The organism is Pseudoclavibacter endophyticus (genome assembly GCF_008831085.1).
Lineage (GTDB): Bacteria > Actinomycetota > Actinomycetes > Actinomycetales > Microbacteriaceae > Pseudoclavibacter > Pseudoclavibacter endophyticus.
This window is the reverse complement of the sequence record NZ_WBJY01000001.1, coordinates 1793022-1810915: the sequence shown is the minus strand read 5'-3', so window position 1 is coordinate 1810915 and position 17894 is coordinate 1793022. Positions and strand designations below refer to the sequence as shown.

At 68.7% G+C, this 17894-nt stretch carries 17 protein-coding genes; 7 read left to right on the top strand and 10 right to left on the bottom strand.

From position 1 onward, the window contains the following. Nucleotides 1–60 precede the first annotated feature (60 nt). Complete coding sequence (locus F8O04_RS08120) at nucleotides 61–696, bottom strand: TetR family transcriptional regulator (RefSeq protein WP_158028737.1); 636 nt, start codon at nucleotides 694–696, stop codon at nucleotides 61–63. Between the two features lie 141 nt (nucleotides 697–837). On the opposite strand from F8O04_RS08120, the gene F8O04_RS08115 reads away from it, so the two are divergent. Genes F8O04_RS08115 through F8O04_RS08105 form a run of 3 tightly spaced genes read left to right on the top strand, consistent with a single transcriptional unit; the run spans nucleotide 838 to nucleotide 2872 of the window. After that, the gene (locus F8O04_RS08115) at nucleotides 838–1536 is read left to right on the top strand and encodes a biotin transporter BioY (protein WP_158028736.1); all 699 of its coding nucleotides are present in this window, start codon (nucleotides 838–840) and stop codon (nucleotides 1534–1536) included. Continuing rightward, nucleotides 1533–2279 carry an energy-coupling factor ABC transporter ATP-binding protein gene (locus tag F8O04_RS08110; RefSeq protein WP_225734917.1) on the top strand — a complete coding sequence of 249 codons (747 nt, stop codon included), beginning with the start codon at nucleotides 1533–1535 and terminating at the stop codon, nucleotides 2277–2279. The genes F8O04_RS08115 and F8O04_RS08110 overlap by 4 nt, the downstream gene beginning before the upstream one ends. Continuing rightward, a complete protein-coding gene (locus F8O04_RS08105; protein ID WP_158028735.1) occupies nucleotides 2276–2872 on the top strand; it encodes an energy-coupling factor transporter transmembrane component T family protein in 597 nt (198 codons plus the stop codon). Before F8O04_RS08110 ends, F8O04_RS08105 begins: the two co-directional genes overlap by 4 nt. Before the next feature lie 85 nt (nucleotides 2873–2957). Here F8O04_RS08105 and F8O04_RS08100 read toward each other — a convergent pair whose 3' ends face one another. The 8 genes from F8O04_RS08100 to sufB form a co-directional block, all read right to left on the bottom strand. Continuing rightward, entirely contained in the window at nucleotides 2958–3986 is a 1029-nt protein-coding gene (locus tag F8O04_RS08100) for a carbon-nitrogen hydrolase family protein (protein WP_188726207.1), read from the bottom strand. An 83-nt stretch (nucleotides 3987–4069) separates the two neighbouring features. Continuing rightward, nucleotides 4070–4957 (bottom strand): helix-turn-helix domain-containing protein, encoded by an 888-nt coding sequence (locus F8O04_RS15225; RefSeq protein ID WP_188726208.1) that lies wholly within the window; start codon nucleotides 4955–4957, stop codon nucleotides 4070–4072. Between the two features lie 86 nt (nucleotides 4958–5043). Next, on the bottom strand, nucleotides 5044–6129 hold the full coding sequence (locus tag F8O04_RS08090) for an NADH:flavin oxidoreductase/NADH oxidase (RefSeq protein WP_158028732.1): 1086 nt from the start codon (nucleotides 6127–6129) through the stop codon (nucleotides 5044–5046). A gap of 118 nt (nucleotides 6130–6247) precedes the next feature. Continuing rightward, nucleotides 6248–6580: a metal-sulfur cluster assembly factor gene (locus F8O04_RS08085; protein ID WP_158028731.1), complete on the bottom strand. Its 333-nt coding sequence runs from the start codon at nucleotides 6578–6580 to the stop codon at nucleotides 6248–6250. Nucleotides 6581–6600: 20 nt separating this feature from the next. After that, on the bottom strand, nucleotides 6601–7401 hold the full coding sequence (gene sufC, locus F8O04_RS08080; RefSeq protein WP_158028730.1) for a Fe-S cluster assembly ATPase SufC: 801 nt from the start codon (nucleotides 7399–7401) through the stop codon (nucleotides 6601–6603). Beyond that, the gene (locus F8O04_RS08075) at nucleotides 7398–7736 is read right to left on the bottom strand and encodes a non-heme iron oxygenase ferredoxin subunit (protein ID WP_158028729.1); all 339 of its coding nucleotides are present in this window, start codon (nucleotides 7734–7736) and stop codon (nucleotides 7398–7400) included. Before F8O04_RS08075 ends, sufC begins: the two co-directional genes overlap by 4 nt. Continuing rightward, nucleotides 7733–8971 carry a Fe-S cluster assembly protein SufD gene (sufD, locus tag F8O04_RS08070; RefSeq protein WP_158028728.1) on the bottom strand — a complete coding sequence of 413 codons (1239 nt, stop codon included), beginning with the start codon at nucleotides 8969–8971 and terminating at the stop codon, nucleotides 7733–7735. The genes F8O04_RS08075 and sufD overlap by 4 nt, the downstream gene beginning before the upstream one ends. Nucleotides 8972–8974: 3 nt before the next feature. Beyond that, nucleotides 8975–10393: a Fe-S cluster assembly protein SufB gene (gene sufB / locus F8O04_RS08065; RefSeq protein WP_158028727.1), complete on the bottom strand. Its 1419-nt coding sequence runs from the start codon at nucleotides 10391–10393 to the stop codon at nucleotides 8975–8977. 267 nt (nucleotides 10394–10660) lie between these two features. Here sufB and F8O04_RS08060 point away from each other — a divergent pair, with 267 nt between their 5' ends. Continuing rightward, nucleotides 10661–11677 (top strand): COX15/CtaA family protein, encoded by a 1017-nt coding sequence (locus tag F8O04_RS08060; RefSeq protein WP_225734916.1) that lies wholly within the window; start codon nucleotides 10661–10663, stop codon nucleotides 11675–11677. 100 nt (nucleotides 11678–11777) lie between these two features. Here F8O04_RS08060 and F8O04_RS08055 read toward each other — a convergent pair whose 3' ends face one another. After that, nucleotides 11778–12668 carry a heme o synthase gene (locus F8O04_RS08055; RefSeq protein WP_158029160.1) on the bottom strand — a complete coding sequence of 297 codons (891 nt, stop codon included), beginning with the start codon at nucleotides 12666–12668 and terminating at the stop codon, nucleotides 11778–11780. 253 nt (nucleotides 12669–12921) lie between these two features. On the opposite strand from F8O04_RS08055, the gene tkt reads away from it, so the two are divergent. From tkt to F8O04_RS08040, 3 genes are all read left to right on the top strand, one after another. Then, nucleotides 12922–15030 carry a transketolase gene (gene tkt, locus F8O04_RS08050; protein ID WP_158028726.1) on the top strand — a complete coding sequence of 703 codons (2109 nt, stop codon included), beginning with the start codon at nucleotides 12922–12924 and terminating at the stop codon, nucleotides 15028–15030. Nucleotides 15031–15112: 82 nt separating this feature from the next. Then, entirely contained in the window at nucleotides 15113–16228 is a 1116-nt protein-coding gene (gene tal / locus F8O04_RS08045) for a transaldolase (protein WP_158028725.1), read from the top strand. A 2-nt stretch (nucleotides 16229–16230) separates the two neighbouring features. Next, nucleotides 16231–17835: a glucose-6-phosphate isomerase gene (locus F8O04_RS08040; protein ID WP_158028724.1), complete on the top strand. Its 1605-nt coding sequence runs from the start codon at nucleotides 16231–16233 to the stop codon at nucleotides 17833–17835. Nucleotides 17836–17894 lie beyond the last annotated feature (59 nt).

The following is a 17894-nucleotide window of genomic DNA, read 5'->3' as shown; positions in this document are numbered from 1 at the left end:
GACGGGCTGACGGTGAACGGCGCTGCGCGGTCGCCTTCGGAATGGCGACGCGCAACCTCCCTAGTCTACGGCAGGAGGGTTGGGCTCGGCGTCGTGAGCCAGCGCACCGTCGAGGAGCAACCGCAGGCCCTCGAGGAACTCGGCGCGCTCGTCGGCGGGCGAGCGCTCGATGAGCTCGAGCCGCTCGGCGAAGCGACGCTGCTGCCAGTGCTGCGTGTGGCCGAGCAGGTACGTCGTGATGGTGCGCGCGGCGATGGCATCGCGTTCCGTCGCCCGTCCGCCGTTGACGAGCGCGGCGCGGATCGCGTCGTCGGGACGGCGGTCCCCCAGGTCAAGCGCGAGCGTGCTCGCGACCACCTCCGCGCCGTCGGTCGTGGCCAACAGCGCCTCTCGCAGCGTGAGGGCGGCCGTCTCGGCACGCTCGCGGCGCGGCTGGCCGCTCGCCGCGGCAGCAACGCTCCGGTCCGGAGGTTCCGCCCGTTCGAGGATCGAGTCGGCGACCGCGGCCAGGATCGCCTGTTTGTTGGGGAAATGCCAGTAGAGCGCGCTCGGCTGTACGCCGAGGGTCGTCGCGAGGTTGCGCATCGTGAGGCCGGCAAGGCCGCCCTCATCGAGCAGGCGTTCCGCGACGGTGACCACGTCGACGCGCGACCGGCGGGTCTCCGAGTGCGGCGTGCGCGCTGATCGTGTGGGCATCGTGCTCGTAAGCGTAGGTGTTCGCGAGCGTCCGTGCTCGGCGGTGTATAGAGTGTTGGCACGCACCTGAACACTGTTCAGGTGCGTCCGCCCTGCAGCCGCCGTGGGCGGCCCGCCAGAACCGAATGAGACCCGACCGACGTGACTGCAGCATCCGCCCCATCGACTCCAACCCGTTCGCCCCGACGCCGGCGCAGCTTCGAGGCGAGCGACCTCACCCGCATCGCCGTCTTCGCCGCCCTGATCGCCGTGCTCGGGCTTCCGGGTCCGATTCCGCTGTTCGGCGGGGCCGTGCCGATCACCGCGCAGACGCTCGGCGTCATGCTCGCGGGAGCCGTGCTCGGCCCGTGGCGCGGCGCCGCGTCGATCGCGACCGTGCAGGTGCTCGTCGCCGTCGGCCTGCCGATCCTCTCCGGCGGCCGCGGCGGCCTCGGCGTGTTCGTCGGACCGACCGCCGGGTACTTCATCGGCTGGCTGGTCGGCGCCATCGTCATCGGACTCATCGCACGCGCCGGGTCGACGAGGCCGCGATGGTGGCGCACGGCGATCGCGGGCGTCGTCGGCGGCATCGGCGTCATCTACCTGTTCGGCATCCCCGTGCAGTCGCTCGTCACGGGACTCGGACTCGGCGAGACCGCGCTGTCGTCGCTCGTCTTCCTGCCGGGCGACCTCGTGAAGGTCGTCGTCACCGTCGTCGTCGTGCAGGCCCTCTGGCGCGCCTATCCGCGGGCGTTCGGCGAGGTCGCACCGAGCGCCGCCCGCGGCGCGGGCGCGCGCGAGCGCAGCGGCACGACCCCTGGTGGCCACGACCCGGGTCCACGCGGCGAGGCGCGGGTGTGACGGCGGGCCTGCTTCGCCTCGACGCGAGGGAGCTCGGGCTCACGGTCGGCGAGGCGACGATCCTGCGGGATGTCACGGCCTCGGTCGAGGCGGCCAGTATCGCCGTCATCGGCGCGAACGGGTCGGGCAAGACGACGTTCGCGCGCCTCGCGACAGGTCTCGTTGCGCCGACGCGGGGTTCGCTTCGCGTGGCGGGCTTCGACGCGGTGGATGATGCAGCGTCGTTGCGACGCGCGAGCGGACTGCTGTTCAGCAATCCCGACGTGCAGATCATCATGCCGACCGTGGCCGAAGACGTCGCTTTCACGCTCAAGGGACGCGGCGTTCACCGGCGCGAGATCCCGGTGCGTGTCGACGACGCCCTCGCCCGTGTCGGGATCACCGAGCTGCGAGACGCAGCGGCGCACACCCTCTCGGGCGGGCAGAAGCAGCTGCTCGCCGTTGCCGCGGTGCTCGTCGCCGAGCCGACCTTCCTCGTGGCCGACGAGCCCACCGCCTATCTCGACGGCGCGAACGCCAGACGGATCGCGCGCCTGCTGCTCGACCCGGCCACGCCACCCGTCGTACTCGTAACCCACGACCTGGCCCTCGCGGCCCGCTGCGACGTCGCACTGCGCTTCCGCGGCGGCACCCTCGCCTCGGTCGGCGACCCCGCCGCCGAGATCGCCGCCTACGAGGCGGAACTCGATTCGATCGACGCCCACCAGCATCCTGACCGTGGCGGAGACGGCGGCGGCCCGTGATCGCCCTCTACCGGGCCGGCACCTCGCCGCTCCACCGCTCCCCCGCGTGGGTCAAGCTGGCTGGTCTCGCGGCGATCGCGGTCGCGATCTCGTTCTTCGGTGCGTGGTGGCCGGGGCTCGGCGGGGCGGCGGCCGCAGTCGTCGTCGGGTTCCTCGTCGCGGGACTCGGCTGGCGCGAGCTCGGTCGGCAGATGGTCGGCATCCGATGGCTCGTGCTGCTGCTGGTTGCCTCGCAACTCGTGTTCCTGCCGATTCCGGAGGCCCTCGCGAATACGCTGCGCGTCACCCTGGTGGTGCTGCTCGCTGCACTGCTGACCCTCACGACGCCGATGAGCGAACTGCTCGACACGCTGACTGCCATGCTCTCCCCGCTCGAGCGGATCGGGGTGCCGACCGCGCAGGTCAGTCTCACGATCGCGCTCGCCGTCACCACGATCCCCGTGCTCGCCTCACTGTCGCGGCAACTGCTGGATGCGCAGCGTGCGCGAACCGGGAGGCTGCGGCTTCGCGCCTTCGTCGTTCCCATGCTCGTGCTGAGCCTCAAGCACGCCGACGAGCTCGCCGACGCGCTGCGCGCCCGTGGCGTCGCATAGCAACACCGCCTGAGGGCGCTTCCTTGAGGGCGCGCTCCGACGGCACCGCCGCGACCGTCCGACGAAAACGCGGGCGGCAAAGGCCTCAGTCGCGAACGCTGAGGACGCGCCCGATGGGTTCGGCTCCGTGGTCGGGCTCTCTCGTGAGAGGCTCGACATTGGCGACCGACTGATTCGTGAGCGGGGTCTGCGGCGTGCGGTCAATGCCGAAGCGGAAGACATCCGGTCGTGCGTAGTGGCCCGCACCGTCAGCGAAGAACTTGGCGAACGGGATGATGCCAAGGTCAAGATCGCCGAAGACAATGGCCTCCGTGTCGCGGTGCGGATCGTTGAGCCACTGACCGTTCGGTCCGATGAATCCGCTGAGGCCACCGCCGAGCGTCGGCGCCTCCGGTCCGTCCGGAATCTCGAGCGTGTCGATGATCTCCTGCGTGATCATGCCCTGTGAGACGACGACGTAGGTCTGCGCGCAGATCGCATGTGCCTGTGCGAGCGTCGTGGAGTAGTGATCGAAGTCACCGGCGTTCGGGTCGGCGTGCGTCGCGTTGATCGCGGGCCACGACGCGACGTGAATCTGCTCGCCGAGGGTGGCAAGGGCGTACTTCGCGAGATCCATGCTGTGCTCGAAGCAGATCAGGCCGCCGAGGCGAGCGAAACCCGTGTCGACGACGAAGACGTCGCGCCCATCACCGCGCCCCCAGACGGTTCGTTCGGCGTTGGTGGGGTGCAGTTTCCGGTGACGCGCCACGAGGCGTCCGTCTGGGCTGAAGTACGCCTGGGTGTTGTACAGCGTGCCGCCGTCGCGTTCATCGGTGCCCAAGACGACCCAGACACCCGCTTCGCGGGCGGCGTCTCCGATGGCGCGCGACTCGGGACTCGGCAGTTCGAGCGCGTTCTCGAAGAGGCGAGCGAAAAGGGGTGCCGCATACTTCGGGGTGTGCGACCAGATCCAGTGGGGATAGCCCGGAAGGAAGGTCTCGGGAAAGACGACGATCTTGGCGCCTCCCCGGCCGGCTTCGAAAATCGCCTCTCGGGTCTTCTCGAGACCCGCGGTCAGGTCGAGGAAGGGGGCTGCGGCGTGCACTGCGGCGACGCGAACGATCTTGTCATTCATGAACTGCACGGTATGCCAGACGCCCGGCCGGACCGGTGCTGTCGTGCGGGGTGGTGGTCGGTCGTGCGGATCCGCACGCATCGTCAAGCTTCGCCAATGATCTCCCGGCATCGAGACGGTGCCACTCCGAATTCCTCGTGGAAGGCCCTGCTGAAGTGGGCCGGGCTTCGAAAGCCGCAGGCCGCCGCAACCTCTGCCACGCTGAGCATCGCGTCGCCGTGGCGCGTCAAGAGGTCACGTGCAACGTCGAGGCGGCGGTGCCTGATCACGGAGGCGACGCTGCGTCCATCGCGAGCGAACGCGTCGTAGAGCGTCCGCCTCGAGACGCCGAGCGCGTCGGCGATCTGCTCGGGGTTCATGGCCGCGTCACCAAGCCGATGTTGAATCAGCCGATCGGCTTGCGCGCGAAGGCGCGTGTGTCGCTTCGAGTCCGTGTGGGAGCGCGAGGCAGTCCGCAGCGTGACGAGCGCATCGAGCGCACGGTCCCGATCGGTCTCCGCAACCTCACCCGCTGCAGCTCGCAGGAGCGTCGAACGGATGCGCGGCAGCTGCTCCCCCGACAAGCGAGTCGCCGAGAGCTCGTCGATCTCCGACTCATTGAGTGGCGTCGCGTCGACGGGGAGCATCACGATCGCCAGATCGACCGGGCCCTCGCTCCCGATCTCATAGGGACGGTTCGTGCGGTACAGAGCGAGTTGCCCCGGCCGGAGCCTGACCCGTCTGCCGTCTTGACGCAACGTGACGGGTCGCCGGATGGGGATCGCGAACTTGAGCTGTGGCGTGGGCCCCGTGGACGTGAGCTCCGGTGTTCGGACTGCGTCGTGCGCACTCGCTCGGACGCGACAGAACGTGATGCCCGCCGTGCGGACGGCCCAGATTGTGCCGTTGACCGTCTCAGTGAATGAACTGATCCGCAACGGGACCAGGAACCGGGCCGTCGCCTCGGCCCAGGTCGCAAGTCGTTCGGTCAATGGAAGCCGACCGGCGTCGAGCCGTCCTAGCTGTCCGGTTTCCCCAGGAGCGTCCGCCGCGTGCGCCATGGTGACATCATCTCGGGTTACCGGATCGCGCGGAAGAGCTGGGGCGGGCGGATCGCGGCGACGTCGGCGCGTAGCTCACCGGCCCACGTCAGTGCCAGGTTGGGATCGCGGAGCCACTCGCGGGCGACGATGACGACATCCGCCTGCTCAGTCGTGAGCAGCGTCTCGGCCTGCCAGGACTGCGTGATCATGCCGACCGTGCCGACGGGGAGGCCGGCAGCACGCACGACCGCCGCGAGCGGGGCCTGATAGGCGGGGCCAACAGGGATCTGCGCATCGGGCGTGTTGGCGCCGCTCGACACGTCGATGAAGTCGGCGCCGTCCTCGCGCAGCCAGCCCGAGACGGTGGCCGTGTCGTGGGCGGTGATGCCGCCGTCGACCCAGTCGGTCGCCGAGACCCGCACGAACACGGGTAGATCGGGATGCGCGGCGCGGATGCCGCGGACGACTTCGCGAACGAGGCGCGCGCGCCCCGCGAGGTCGCCGCCGTACTCGTCCTCACGGGCATTGCTCAGCGGGGACAGGAACTCGTGCAGGAGGTAGCCATGAGCCGCGTGCACCTCGACCGCGTCGAAACCGGCGCGCACGGCTCGTTCGGCCGCGGTCACGAAGGCGTTCACGATACCGGGCAGCTCTTCGGCCGCGAGCTCGCGCGGCGTGTCGTAGTCGCCGAACGCGAGCGCCGATGGTGCGACCGCGCGCCACCCGCCGTCGCTCTCGGGCACGGAGCCACGCCCGCGCTCGAACCCGGGCAGCATGGGCGGCGTCGAGGCCTTGCGGCCGGCGTGCGCGAGCTGAATCGCGGCAGCGGCGCCGAGCCCCTTCACAAGGGAAGCGATGCGCGAGAGCCCCTCGACGTGCCCGTCACTCCAGATGCCGAGATCGCGCGGCGAGATTCGGCCTTCCGGTGTCACGGCCGTCGCCTCCACGATGACGAGGCCTGCTCCTCCCCTCGCGAAGCCCGGGTAGTGCACGAGGTGCCAATCGGTCGCGCGCCCGTCCTCGGCGTCGCACGCGTACTGGCACATGGGCGACACCCAGAGCCGGTTGCGAAACGTCGTGTCGCGCAGCGAGAGGGGGGCGAAGAGCTTCGGAGTTGCCACAGGGTCCTTTCGATTGCGTCAGCTCGAGAACATCAGGTCGAGAACGTCAGACGCGGGGGCAAACGTCACGCGGCCCGCCGGTGTTCCGGCGGGCCGCGTGAGCGCGAACGGGCGCTACCTAGATGTTGAAGCCGAGGGCGCGCATCATCTCGCGTCCGTCGTCGGTGATCTTGTCGGGGCCCCACGGGGGCATCCAGACCCAGTTGATTTGGAAGCGCTCAACCGCGCCGTCGAGGGCTTTCGCCATCTCGTCCTCGATCACGTCGGTGAGCGGGCACCCTGCAGACGTGAGGGTCATCGAGACGACGAGCGCGTCGAGCTCGTCTTCCCATGCAAGGTCGTAGATGAGGCCGAGATCGACGATGTTGACGCCGAGCTCGGGGTCGACGACGTCTTTCAACGCCTCTTCGACCTCGTCGTACCTGGTCGGTTCGAGCGTTTGCATTGCCATGGTGAAAACCCTACTGGTGCCTAGGCCTGCTGGACAGCGTCAGCCTGCTGGACAGCGTCAGCCTGCTGTGCTCCCGCGAGGTAGCGGTCGTAGCCCTCGTTCTCGAGGCGCTCGGCGAGCTCCGGACCACCCTCATCGACCATGCGGCCGGCGACGAAGACGTGCACGAAGTCGGGCTTGATGTAGCGCAGGATCCGTGTGTAGTGCGTGATGAGCAGGACGCCGAGGTTGGTGTTTTCCTTGACCCGGTTCACGCCCTCCGAAACGATGCGCAGCGCGTCGACGTCGAGGCCGGAGTCGGTCTCGTCGAGCACCGCGAACGTCGGCTTCAGCAGCTCGAGCTGCAGGATCTCGGCACGCTTCTTCTCACCGCCGGAGAACCCCTCGTTGACGTTGCGCTCCTGAAAGACCGGGTCCATGCGGAGCATCTCCATCGACGAACGGACGTCCTTCAGCCACGGACGGAGGGCGGGCGCCTCGCCCGAGACGGCCGTCTTCGCGGTGCGGAGGAAGTTCGACATCGTCACGCCGGGAATCTCGACGGGGTACTGCATCGCGAGGAACAGGCCGGCCTTCGCACGCTCATCGACCTCCATCTCCAGCACGTCTTCACCGTCGAGCGTGATCGAGCCGCCCGTCACCTCGTACTTCGGGTGCCCGGCGATCGTGTAGGCGAGCGTCGACTTGCCCGAGCCGTTCGGGCCCATGACGGCGTGGATCTCGCCCTGGTTGATCGTGAGGTCGACACCGCGAAGGATCTCCTTGGTGCCCTGGTCGGTCTCGACGCTCACGTGGAGGTCGGAAATCTGCAGTGTGCTCATGGTGTGTGCTGTTCCTCGTAAATCGGGGTGGGATCGATGTAGATGTCGCCGTCCTCGATCTTGACCTTGAAGACGGGCACCGGCTCGTAGGCCGGAAGATTGAGCGGCCAGCCGGAACGCAGCGAGAACATGGAGCCGTGGGCCCAGCACTCGATCGTGTCGTTCTCGACGAACCCCTCGCTCAGCGAGATGTCGCCGTGGGTGCACGTGTCGCCGATCGCGTAGACCGAGCCGGCCGAGTCGCGCACGACCACAATGGGGTTGCCCTGGAGCACAACGCGGTGCGGGGTATCGACCTGCACCTCGTCGGTCGGGCAGACCAGCTCGTACGTCACGAGGCCCCCAGCAGGCGACCCGTCGATTGGTACAGCTCTTGTTCGATGATGGCGTTGAGCCGCTCGGCAAGCTCGTCGTTGCCGATCTCCTGCACGATCTCGTTGAGGAAGCCGTGCGCCACCATGCGGCGGGCCTCGGCCTCTGCGATGCCGCGCGACATGAGATAGAAGAGGTGCTCGTCATCGAATCGGCCCGTCGCCGATGCGTGGCCCGCGCCCTCGATGTTGCCCGTCTCGATCTCGAGGTTCGGCACCGAGTCGGCGCGCGCCCCGTCGGAGAGCACGAGGTTGCGGTTCTGCTCGTAGCTGTCCGTGCCGTCGGCGTTGGCGCGAATCAGTACGTCGCCGATCCACACCGAGCGGGCGCCTTCTCCTTGGAGCGCGCCCTTGTAGTTGACGCGGCTGCGGGTCTTGGGTGCGTTGTGGTCCATGAAGACCTGCTGCTCGAGGTGCTGCCCCGCATCGGCGAAGTACAGCCCGAACAGCTCGCCGTCGGCACCGGGCGCGTTCAGGTGGGCCGACGAGTTGAGCCGCACGATGTCACCGCCGAGTGAGACGACGACGTGCTTGAGGTAGGCGTCGCGCTCGATCGCTGCGAAGTGACTCGACAGGTGGCGGGCCCCGTCCTCCCACTCCTGCAGTGAAACCACGGTGACCCGCGCGCCCTCGCCCACGAGGAACTCGACGTTCTCCGCGAGCGCGGCAGGGCCCGTGTGGCGCAGCACCAGGAGCGCCTGCGCGTGCGGCTTGATGTCGACGATCGTGTGCGCTGCGGCCGGCGTGTTTCCGAAACCGCTGCGGTCGATCAGCGCGACCTTGTCGTCCTCCCCGGACACCTCGATCACGAGCGCCTCGCCGAATGAGGCGAAGGCGTTGGCCGACGCCTTGTCTTCGGGGATGCCGGCGGTCCCGATACGGGCGTCGTCACGCGACACCCGTGAGATGGTCACGCCCTCTACACCCGGGTCGTCGATCCGCTCGTTGGCGGGAGCGAGTTCACCCGAGATGAGGTCGTGCAGCTTCGCGACCGGGCTGTACTTCCATTCGGCTTCGCGACCGGTCACGTCGGCGAAGTCGGCGGGGTTCGTGGAGGAGGGCCGCTCGGAGCGGGTCTGCACCGGGACGAAGGGGTCCCGCCCATGGGCGTGGGCGTTCTGCCCGAGGGCGTTCCGCTGCTCCCCCGGAGCCGCGCCCGACTGGGCGGACGAGGCGGTGGTCGTGGTAGGCGTCGTCATCTTCTAGCCGACCGATCCTTCCATGTTCATCTCGATGAGCTTGTTGAGCTCGAGGGCGTACTCCATAGGCAGCTCGCGCGCGATGGGTTCGATGAACCCGCGAACGATCATGGCCATGGCCTCGGTCTCGGGCATGCCGCGGCTCATGAGGTAGAACAGCTGCTCCTCGGACACCTTCGTGACCGTCGCCTCGTGGCCGAGCTGCACGTCGTCGACCCGAATGTCAATCGCGGGATACGTGTCGGAGCGCGAGATGGTGTCGACGAGCAGGGCATCGCAGATGACGCTGTTCGACGAGTGGTGAGCGGCCGCGTCGATTCGCACCTCACCGCGGTAGCCGGCGCGTCCGCCACCGCGCGCGATGGACTTCGACGTGATGGCCGACTGCGTGTACGGCGCGGAGTGGACCATCTTGGCGCCGGCGTCCTGGTGCTGGCCCGGGCCCGCGAACGCGACCGAGAGGGTCTCGCCCTTCGCGTGCTCGCCCATGAGGTAGATCGAGGGGTACTTCATGGTGACCTTCGAACCGATGTTGCCGTCGACCCACTCCATGGTCGCGCCCTCCTCGGCCACGGCACGCTTCGTGACGAGGTTGTAGACGTTGTTCGACCAGTTCTGGATGGTCGTGTAGCGCACGCGGGCGTTCTTCTTCGCGATGATCTCGACCACGGCCGAGTGCAGCGAGTCGGACGAATAGATCGGCGCCGTGCAGCCCTCGATGTAGTGCACGTACGAGCCCTCGTCGGCGATGATGAGCGTGCGCTCGAACTGGCCCATGTTCTCGGTGTTGATGCGGAAGTAGGCCTGCAGCGGAATTTCGACGTGCACGCCCTTCGGCACGTACACGAACGAGCCGCCCGACCACACTGCCGTGTTGAGCGCGGCGAACTTGTTGTCGCCGGCCGGGATCACGGTGCCGAAGTACTCTTCGAAGAACTCCGGGTGCTCGCGAAGCGCCGTGTCGGTGTCCATGAAGATGACACCCTGCTTCTCGAGCTCCTCGTTGATCTGGTGGTAGACGACCTCCGACTCGTACTGCGCGGCGACCCCGGCGACGAGGCGCTGGCGCTCGGCCTCGGGGATACCGAGGCGCTCGTACGTGTTCCTGATGTCGGCGGGCAGGTCTTCCCAGGTCTGGGCCTGCTTCTCCGTCGAGCGCACGAAGTACTTGATGTTCTCGAAGTCGATGCCGCTGAGGTCGGCGCCCCACGTCGGCATCGGCTTGCGCTCGAACATCCGATAGCCCTTGAGGCGGGTCTTCAGCATCCACTCGGGCTCGTCCTTGATGCGGGAGATTCCCTCGACGACGCCCTCGTTGATCCCGCGCACAGCGGTGGAGCCAGCTTGGTCAGGGTCTGCCCAGCCGAACTCGTAGTGGCCGAGGCCATCAAGTTCCGGGCGATCGATCAGTACGTCTGACATCTCAACCTCTTTTCCTCGTCGGGCCGCGCATGGGAGTGGAACGCACATCGCGGCGTGTCGTGCCGGCGATCGAATGCCATTCGACGCCTCGTAGAATGAAACGCAGACCAACGTGATTGTGTTCCCGCGGAGCTGCTCCCGAAGCAACCTCAAGGCTGTTCCCGAGGCCAGCATCTCGGAACGAATCCCTGCTGTCCCAACGCGCATCAGCGCGTTCGACGGCCAAATCCCCATCCTACGCCAGATTCGGCCAATCGAAAGGTCAACGTGTCATCCCAATCGTCCGCCTCGTCCTCCTCTGACCTGCGCACGCTGCGGAAGGGGCTCATGCCGCAGCGCGTCACGCGGTGGACGCGCATCATGGCCTGGGCGAGCGTCACCGTCCACATCCTCATCGTGACGACCGGAGGGCTCGTACGCCTCACTGGGTCGGGGCTCGGATGCCCGACCTGGCCGATGTGCACCGAGGACTCGCTCGTGCCGACGCCGGAGATGGGATTCCACGGAATCATCGAGTTCGGGAACCGAACCCTGACGGGGCTGCTGTGTGCCGTCGCGCTGCTCATGTTCCTGGCCGTGTGGAATACGCGGGGCAGCGGTATGCGCCTCGTCACGCCCGCGCTGTGGATCGGCATCCTGACGATCGTGCAGGCCGTCGTCGGCGGCGTGACCGTGTGGCTCGAGCTGCATCCGGCCGCGGTCGGCATCCACTTCCTCATCTCGGCCGTGCTCGTGACCATCGCGTCGACGCTGCTCGTCCGTGTGCTGCGCGCCGAGCCGGTGCCCGCCAGCCCGCTCGGCGCGTCGCTCTCGGGCCGCGGGCTCGTGCTCGTGCTCTCGCTCGTCACCGCCGTGTGGGTCTGGGTCACGGTTTACGTCGGGTCGCTCACGACGGGTTCGGGTCCGCACGCCGGCGACGAGGCGAGCGCGCGCAATGGGCTCGATCCCGAGCTCATGCAGCACCTGCACTCGTACCCCGCCTACATCCTGCTCGTGTGCGCGATCGTGCTCGTGTGGCTGTCCGTGCGGTCGCGCATCCCCGGCGCCGGCGCAACCGCGATCGGCGTGCTCGCGCTCGTCGTCGCGCAGGCCGTCATCGGCGTCTGGCAGTCCAACACGGGCCTGCCGATCGGCCTCGTCTCGGCGCACATGACGCTCAGCTGCGTGACGATCGCCGTCATGACCGCCAACCTCGTCGTCGTGCGCCGCGGCGTTGCGGCGTCCCGCGTCGAGTCGTCCCCCGCGGGAGCCGGCTCGCGCTCCGGCGTCGCGCCGGTGCGGTAGCTCGGGTCGCGTCCGCGTCCGGCGGCTCGCGCCGTCGGACGGGGACCCGCCTGGTGGCCCGCCGTCCGCCCGTCGACAGCAGGCGAGCGACCCTCGGCGGTTACGTCAGCAGCGGGTCGATGCCCACGGCGAGGAACAGCAGCGTCAAATAGGTGATCGAAAGATGGAACACCCGCATGGGCTTGGGGTTCTCCCCCTTGATCGTGCGGTGGTACAGCACGTGGCTCTCCCAGAGGAACCAGCCGCCCGCGAGCACCGAGACGACGGTGTAGAGCCAGCCCATCGGCGCGACCGGCACGAGGAGGAGCGAGCAGACGACGGTCGCCCACGCGTAGAGCACGGTCTGCAGGCTCACGCTCGTCTCGCCCTCCGTCACCGAGAGCATGGGCACCCCGGCCGCGCGGTAGTCGTCGCGGTACTTGACGGAGAGGGGCCAGTAGTGCGCCGGCGTCCACAGGAAGATCACCGCGAACAGGATCAGGGGCTCCCATGAGAGCGAGTTCGTGACGCCGGCCCAGCCGATGAGCACGGGCATGCACCCGGCGATTCCGCCCCAGATGATGTTCTGCTCGGTGCGGCGCTTGAGGATGAGCGTGTAGAAGACGACGTAGAGCAGGATCGCCCCGACCGAGAGTCCGGCCGTCAGCGGATTGGCGACCAGCCAGAGGATCACCGTCGAGGCGGCGCCGAGGAGCCAGGCGAACACGAGGGCCTCGCGGTCGCTCACCTCTCCCGTCACCAGCGGCCGCTTCTCGGTGCGCTTCATGAGCCGGTCGATGTCGCGGTCGAAGTAGCAGTTGAAGGCGTTGGCGCTCGCGGCCGAGACGGCTCCGCCGACGAGCACGCCGAACATGAGCCACAGATCGGGCACGCCTCGTGCGGCGAGGAACATGGTCGGCGCCGTCGTCACGAGCAGGAGCTCGATGATTCGCGGCTTCGTGAGCGCGACGTACGCCTTGAGCTTGCGTTTGACGCCGATTCCCCTCGCCACGGCGGGCGAAGAAGCGACTCCGACGAGCTCGTCAACCGACACAACAACCAACTCTCAGACGATACGAGGCCCGATCGAGGGGGCGTGGCCTCACGGGATAGCCTCAGTAGATTCTATGCCACGTAGAAGGCGGGTGGCACGCGATCCATGTCACCGGCTGGTCGCCGTGCGGTGAAACGTTCGTCACGGTCGCGAAGCACCCCCCGCGCTAGGGTTGACGTCGACTCTTCCCTGCGAACGCGAAGGATGCGGCGTGCCAGCTCTTGAATGGACCGAACTGGATGATCGTGCGGTCGACACCGTCCGGGTCTTGGCGGCGGATGCCGTCGAAGGCGCGAAGGGCGGTCACCCTGGAACGGCGATGAGTCTCGCCCCGGCCGCCACGCTTTTGTACCAGCACGTCATGCGGGTCGACCCGAGCGACCCCGCCTGGATGGGTCGCGACCGCTTCATCCTCTCGGCCGGCCATTCCTCGCTCACGCAGTACTGCCAGCTCTACCTCGGCGGCTTCGGACTCGAGCTCGAGGACCTGCAGCAGCTACGGCAGCTCGGCTCGCGCACGCCGGGGCACCCGGAGTACGGCCACACCGACCACGTCGAGATCACGACGGGCCCGCTCGGCCAAGGTCTCGCGGCCGCCGTTGGATTCGCGTACGCGCAGCGCTACGAGCGCGGCCTGTTCGACCCCGAGACGGAACCGGGCACCAGCCCGTTCGACCACTTCACCTACGTCATCGCCGGTGATGGCGACCTGCAGGAAGGCGTGACGAGCGAGGCCGCGTCGCTCGCGGGTCACCAGCGGCTCGGTTCGCTCATCGCCATCTACGATGCGAACCAGATCTCGATCGAGGACGACACCGACGTGGCGTTCACGGAGGACGTCGCCGCCCGTTACGAGTCGTACGGCTGGCACGTGCAGACCGTCGACTGGCGCGCGGGCGACGGCTCTGGGAACGACTACCGGGAAGACGTGCCGGCCCTGCACGAGGCGATCCTCGCAGCGCAGGCCGAGTTGTCGAGGCCCTCGCTCATCATGCTCCGCACGATTATCGGTTGGCCGAGCCCGACCAAGCAGAACACGGGCACGATCCACGGCGCGGCGCTCGGTCCCGATGAACTGAGCGCGGTCAAGGAACTGCTCGGCTTCGACCCTGAGAAGACCTTTGAGGTGGCTCACGAGGTGCTCGAGCACACGCGTCGCCTCGGCGAGCGGGCCAAGGCCGCGCGCGACGACTGGCAAGACGCCTTCGACGCCTGGGCCGAGGCCAACCCCGAGCGCCGTGCGGTGTTCGACCGGCTCATGGCTGGCGACCTGCCGGACGGCATCGAAGACGCACTCCCCGACTTCGCCGGAGTCGAGAAGGTGTCGACGCGGAAGGCCTCCGGGCAGGTCATCAACGCCGTCGCCCCACTCATGCCAGAGCTCTGGGGCGGGTCGGCAGACCTGGCCGGCTCGAACAACACCACGATCACGAAGGCCGCCTCCTTCATCCCCGAGGAATACTCGACGAAGGCGTGGACGGGGAATCCCTATGGCCGAGTGCTGCACTTCGGCATCCGCGAGCACGCGATGGGGGCGATCCTCAACGGCATCACGCTGCACGGCCCGACGCGGGCCTTCGGCGGAACCTTCCTCATCTTCTCGGACTACATGCGCCCCGCGGTTCGTCTCGCGGCACTCATGGACATCCCCACGATCTACGTGTGGACGCACGATTCGATCGCGCTCGGTGGCGACGGTCCGACCCACCAGCCGGTGGAGTCGCTGACGGCGCTGCGGGCGATCCCGAACCTGACCATCGTGCGCCCGGCCGACGGACCCGAGACGGCGATCGCCTGGCTCGAGACCCTCCGCCGCCGCGGCGGCCCGATCGGCCTCGTCCTCTCGCGGCAGGATCTCCCGGTCCTCGAGCGCGGCGACGGGGACGCGAGCGGCGACACCCTCGCGTCGGCTTCGAACGCCGCCAAGGGCGCATACGTGCTGGCCGAAGCGGCGGGCGGCACTCCTGAGCTGATCATCCTCGCCACAGGTTCCGAGGTGCAGTACGCGATCGAGGCCCGCGAGCGGCTGCAGGCCGAAGGCACCGCCACCCGCGTGGTCTCGGTTCCGAGCTTCGAGTGGTTCGCGGAGCAGGACGCCGGCTACCGGGAGCACGTGCTGCCCGCCGACGTCACCGCCCGCGTGAGCGTCGAGGCCGGCCTCTCGCTGACGTGGCTGCCGCTCATCGGGAGCAGGGGCCGCTCGGTCTCGGTCGAGACGTTCGGGGCTTCGGCCGACGGCGGCGTGCTCTACACGGAATACGGCATCACGACCGACGCCGTGGTCGAGGCGGCCCGGGCGACGCTGGCCGCCGACGCCTGACCGACGGCATACTGCAACGCGCAATCGCAACGACTGCAATCGCAACCAGCAACCGCAACGTTAGCAACCGCAAAGGAACCTCATGTCGAACCCCAACACACAGGCCCTGAGCGAGGCCGGCGTCAGCATCTGGCTCGACGACCTGTCGCGCGAACGACTCGCGGGCGGCTCGCTGCAGTCGCTCATCGACGAGAAGAACGTCGTCGGCGTCACGACGAACCCGACGATCTTCGCGAGCGCACTCGCCAACGGCGCGGCCTACGAGGAGCAGGTCTCGCAGCTCGCCTCGTCGGGGGCCGATGTCGACGAGGCGATCTTCCACATCACGACGACCGACGTTCGAAATGCCTGCGATCTCTTCGCGAGCATCCACGAGTCGACGGGGGGCCGTGACGGCCGCGTCTCGATCGAGGTGAGCCCCAAGCTCGCGCGCGACACCGACGCCACGATCGCCGAGGCGAAGCGGCTGTGGGATTCGATCGACCGGCCGAACGTCATGATCAAGATCCCGGCGACCGTCGAGGGGCTGCCGGCCATCACCGAGGCCATCGCCTCGGGCATCAGCGTCAACGTCACGCTGATCTTCTCGCTGCAGCGCTACCGCGAGGTCGTCAACGCCTACCTCACGGGCCTCGAGTTCGCGAAGGAACGCGGCCACGAGCTGTCCAGCATCCACTCCGTCGCATCCTTCTTCGTCTCCCGCGTCGACGTCGAGATCGACAAGCGTTTGGCGCTCATCGACGGGGATGACGCGCTGGCGGTCCGCTCGCAGGCGGCGCTCGCCAACGCCCGGCTCGCCTACCAGATCTTCACCGAGTCGTTCACGTCCGAGCGCGCCAAGGTACTGCTCGACGCGGGCGCCAATCGGCAGCGGCCGCTGTGGGCGTCGACGGGCGTGAAGGATCCGAGTCTGCCCGACACCCTGTACGTGACCGAGCTCGTCGGCCCGGACACCGTCAACACGATGCCCGAGAAGACGCTCGACGCCCTCGCCGACCACGGCGAGGTGCGCGGCGATACCGTCAGCGACGCGGCGCACGATGCGAACATCTTGCTCGACCGGGTCGCGGGGCTCGGCGTCGAATACGCCGACGTCGTCGGCCAGCTCGAAACCGAGGGCGTCGACAAGTTCATCGCCTCGTGGGACGAACTCCGCGCGACCGTTTTGGGCGCGCTCGAGGCCGCGAAGGGAGCCTGACGATGCAGCGCCTCACCGTCTCGACCTCCGGCGCCGCGAGCGACGCCGTGCGACGCCACCTCCCGCCGCTCGTCTCCGACGGCGTCGCCGGGAAGCTCTTCGCGAAGGACCACACGCTGTGGGGCGAGGCCGCTGAGGAGGAGTCGAGCAAGCGCCTCGGCTGGACCGACGCGCACGACGTGTCGCGGCCGCTCGTCGACGAGGTGCTCGCGCTGCGCGACGAGTTCCTCGCCAACGGGGTCGATCGCGTCGTGCTGTGCGGCATGGGCGGTTCTTCGCTCGCCCCGGAGGTCATCGCCCGCACCGCCGGGGTCGCGCTCACCGTGCTCGACTCCACGGACCCGGCCCAGGTCGCCGCCGCGCTCGCCGATCGGCTCGAGCGCACAGCGGTGGTCGTCTCATCGAAGTCGGGTTCGACGATCGAGACCGATTCGCAGCGGCGCGCATTCGAGGCCGCCTTCCGCGAGGCCGGCATCGACCCGGCCAGCCGCATCGTCGTCGTCACCGACCCCGGCTCGCCCCTCGAGGCGGCCTCGCGTGCCGCCGGTTATCGCGTGTTCCTGGCCGACGCCACCGTGGGCGGGCGGTTCTCGGCGCTCACCGCCTTCGGGCTCGTGCCGACCGGCCTGGCGGGCGTCAACGTCGCGGCGCTGCTCGATGAGGCACGGGCAGCCGCCGACGTGCTGGCCGTCGACGCCGACGAGAACCCCGGACTCGTGCTCGGTGCCGCGATCGCCGGCGGCGAGCCGATAAAGACCTACCTCGGCATCGTCTCCGACACGACGTCGATCGAGGGCTTCGGCGACTGGGCCGAGCAACTCATCGCCGAGTCGACGGGCAAGGACGGCCGGGGGCTCCTGCCGGTCGTGCTGCCCATCGATGCTCCCGAGATCGGCGCCACGCTCCCCGACCTGCAGGTCGCGCGGCTCGTCGCCGACGCGGCCGACACCCCGGCCGTCGGCGACGAAATCGCGGTCTCCGGCCCGCTCGGGGCACAGCTCCTGCTCTGGGAGGTCGCCGTCGCCGTCGCCGGCCGCATCATCGGCATCAACCCGTACGACCAGCCCGATGTCGAATCGGCGAAGCTCGCGGCGCGTGGCCTCCTCGACGAGCAGCCGGCACCGACGCCGGCGGCCTTCGCCGAAGGCGGAATCGAGGCGCGGGGCACTGACGACGTCGTGGAGGGCAGGACGACGGTCGCGTCAGCCGTGGATGCACTGCTCGCGGCCCTGCCCGAGGGCGGCTACGTCAGCGTGCAGGCGTACGCCGACCGCACAAGGCTCATGGTCCTCGAGGCGCTGCGCGATCTCCTCGCGGAGCGTTCGCGCCGGCCCGTCACGTTCGGCTGGGGCCCCCGCTTCCTGCACTCCACGGGCCAGTTCCACAAGGGCGGACCGAAGGTCGGCGTCTTCCTGCAACTCACCTCGAAGGAGGACATCGACATCGAGGTGCCGGAGCGGCCCTTCTCGTTCGGTTCGCTGATCGCGGCGCAGGCCACGGGCGACGCCCAGGTACTGGAAGCCCATGGCCGACCGGTCCTTCGCCTCGAGCTCACCTCGCCCGACCGCGACGCGACCGCGCTGCTGGAGCTGCTCCGCGCCATCTGACCCATGGCGGCGGCCGGCCTCGTCGCCCAGCAGAGGCGCACCTGCGGCATACGCGTGAA

Coding starts and splice junctions, on each gene's coding strand:
- F8O04_RS08120 (WP_158028737.1), bottom strand. CDS start 696: ATGCCCACACGATCAGCGCGCACGCCGCACTCGGAGACCCGCCGGTCG.
- F8O04_RS08100 (WP_188726207.1), bottom strand. CDS start 3,986: ATGAATGACAAGATCGTTCGCGTCGCCGCAGTGCACGCCGCAGCCCCC.
- F8O04_RS08085 (WP_158028731.1), bottom strand. CDS start 6,580: ATGGCAATGCAAACGCTCGAACCGACCAGGTACGACGAGGTCGAAGAG.
- sufC (WP_158028730.1), bottom strand. CDS start 7,401: ATGAGCACACTGCAGATTTCCGACCTCCACGTGAGCGTCGAGACCGAC.
- sufD (WP_158028728.1), bottom strand. CDS start 8,971: ATGACGACGCCTACCACGACCACCGCCTCGTCCGCCCAGTCGGGCGCG.
- sufB (WP_158028727.1), bottom strand. CDS start 10,393: ATGTCAGACGTACTGATCGATCGCCCGGAACTTGATGGCCTCGGCCAC.
- tal (WP_158028725.1), top strand. CDS start 15,113: ATGTCGAACCCCAACACACAGGCCCTGAGCGAGGCCGGCGTCAGCATC.
- F8O04_RS08040 (WP_158028724.1), top strand. CDS start 16,231: ATGCAGCGCCTCACCGTCTCGACCTCCGGCGCCGCGAGCGACGCCGTG.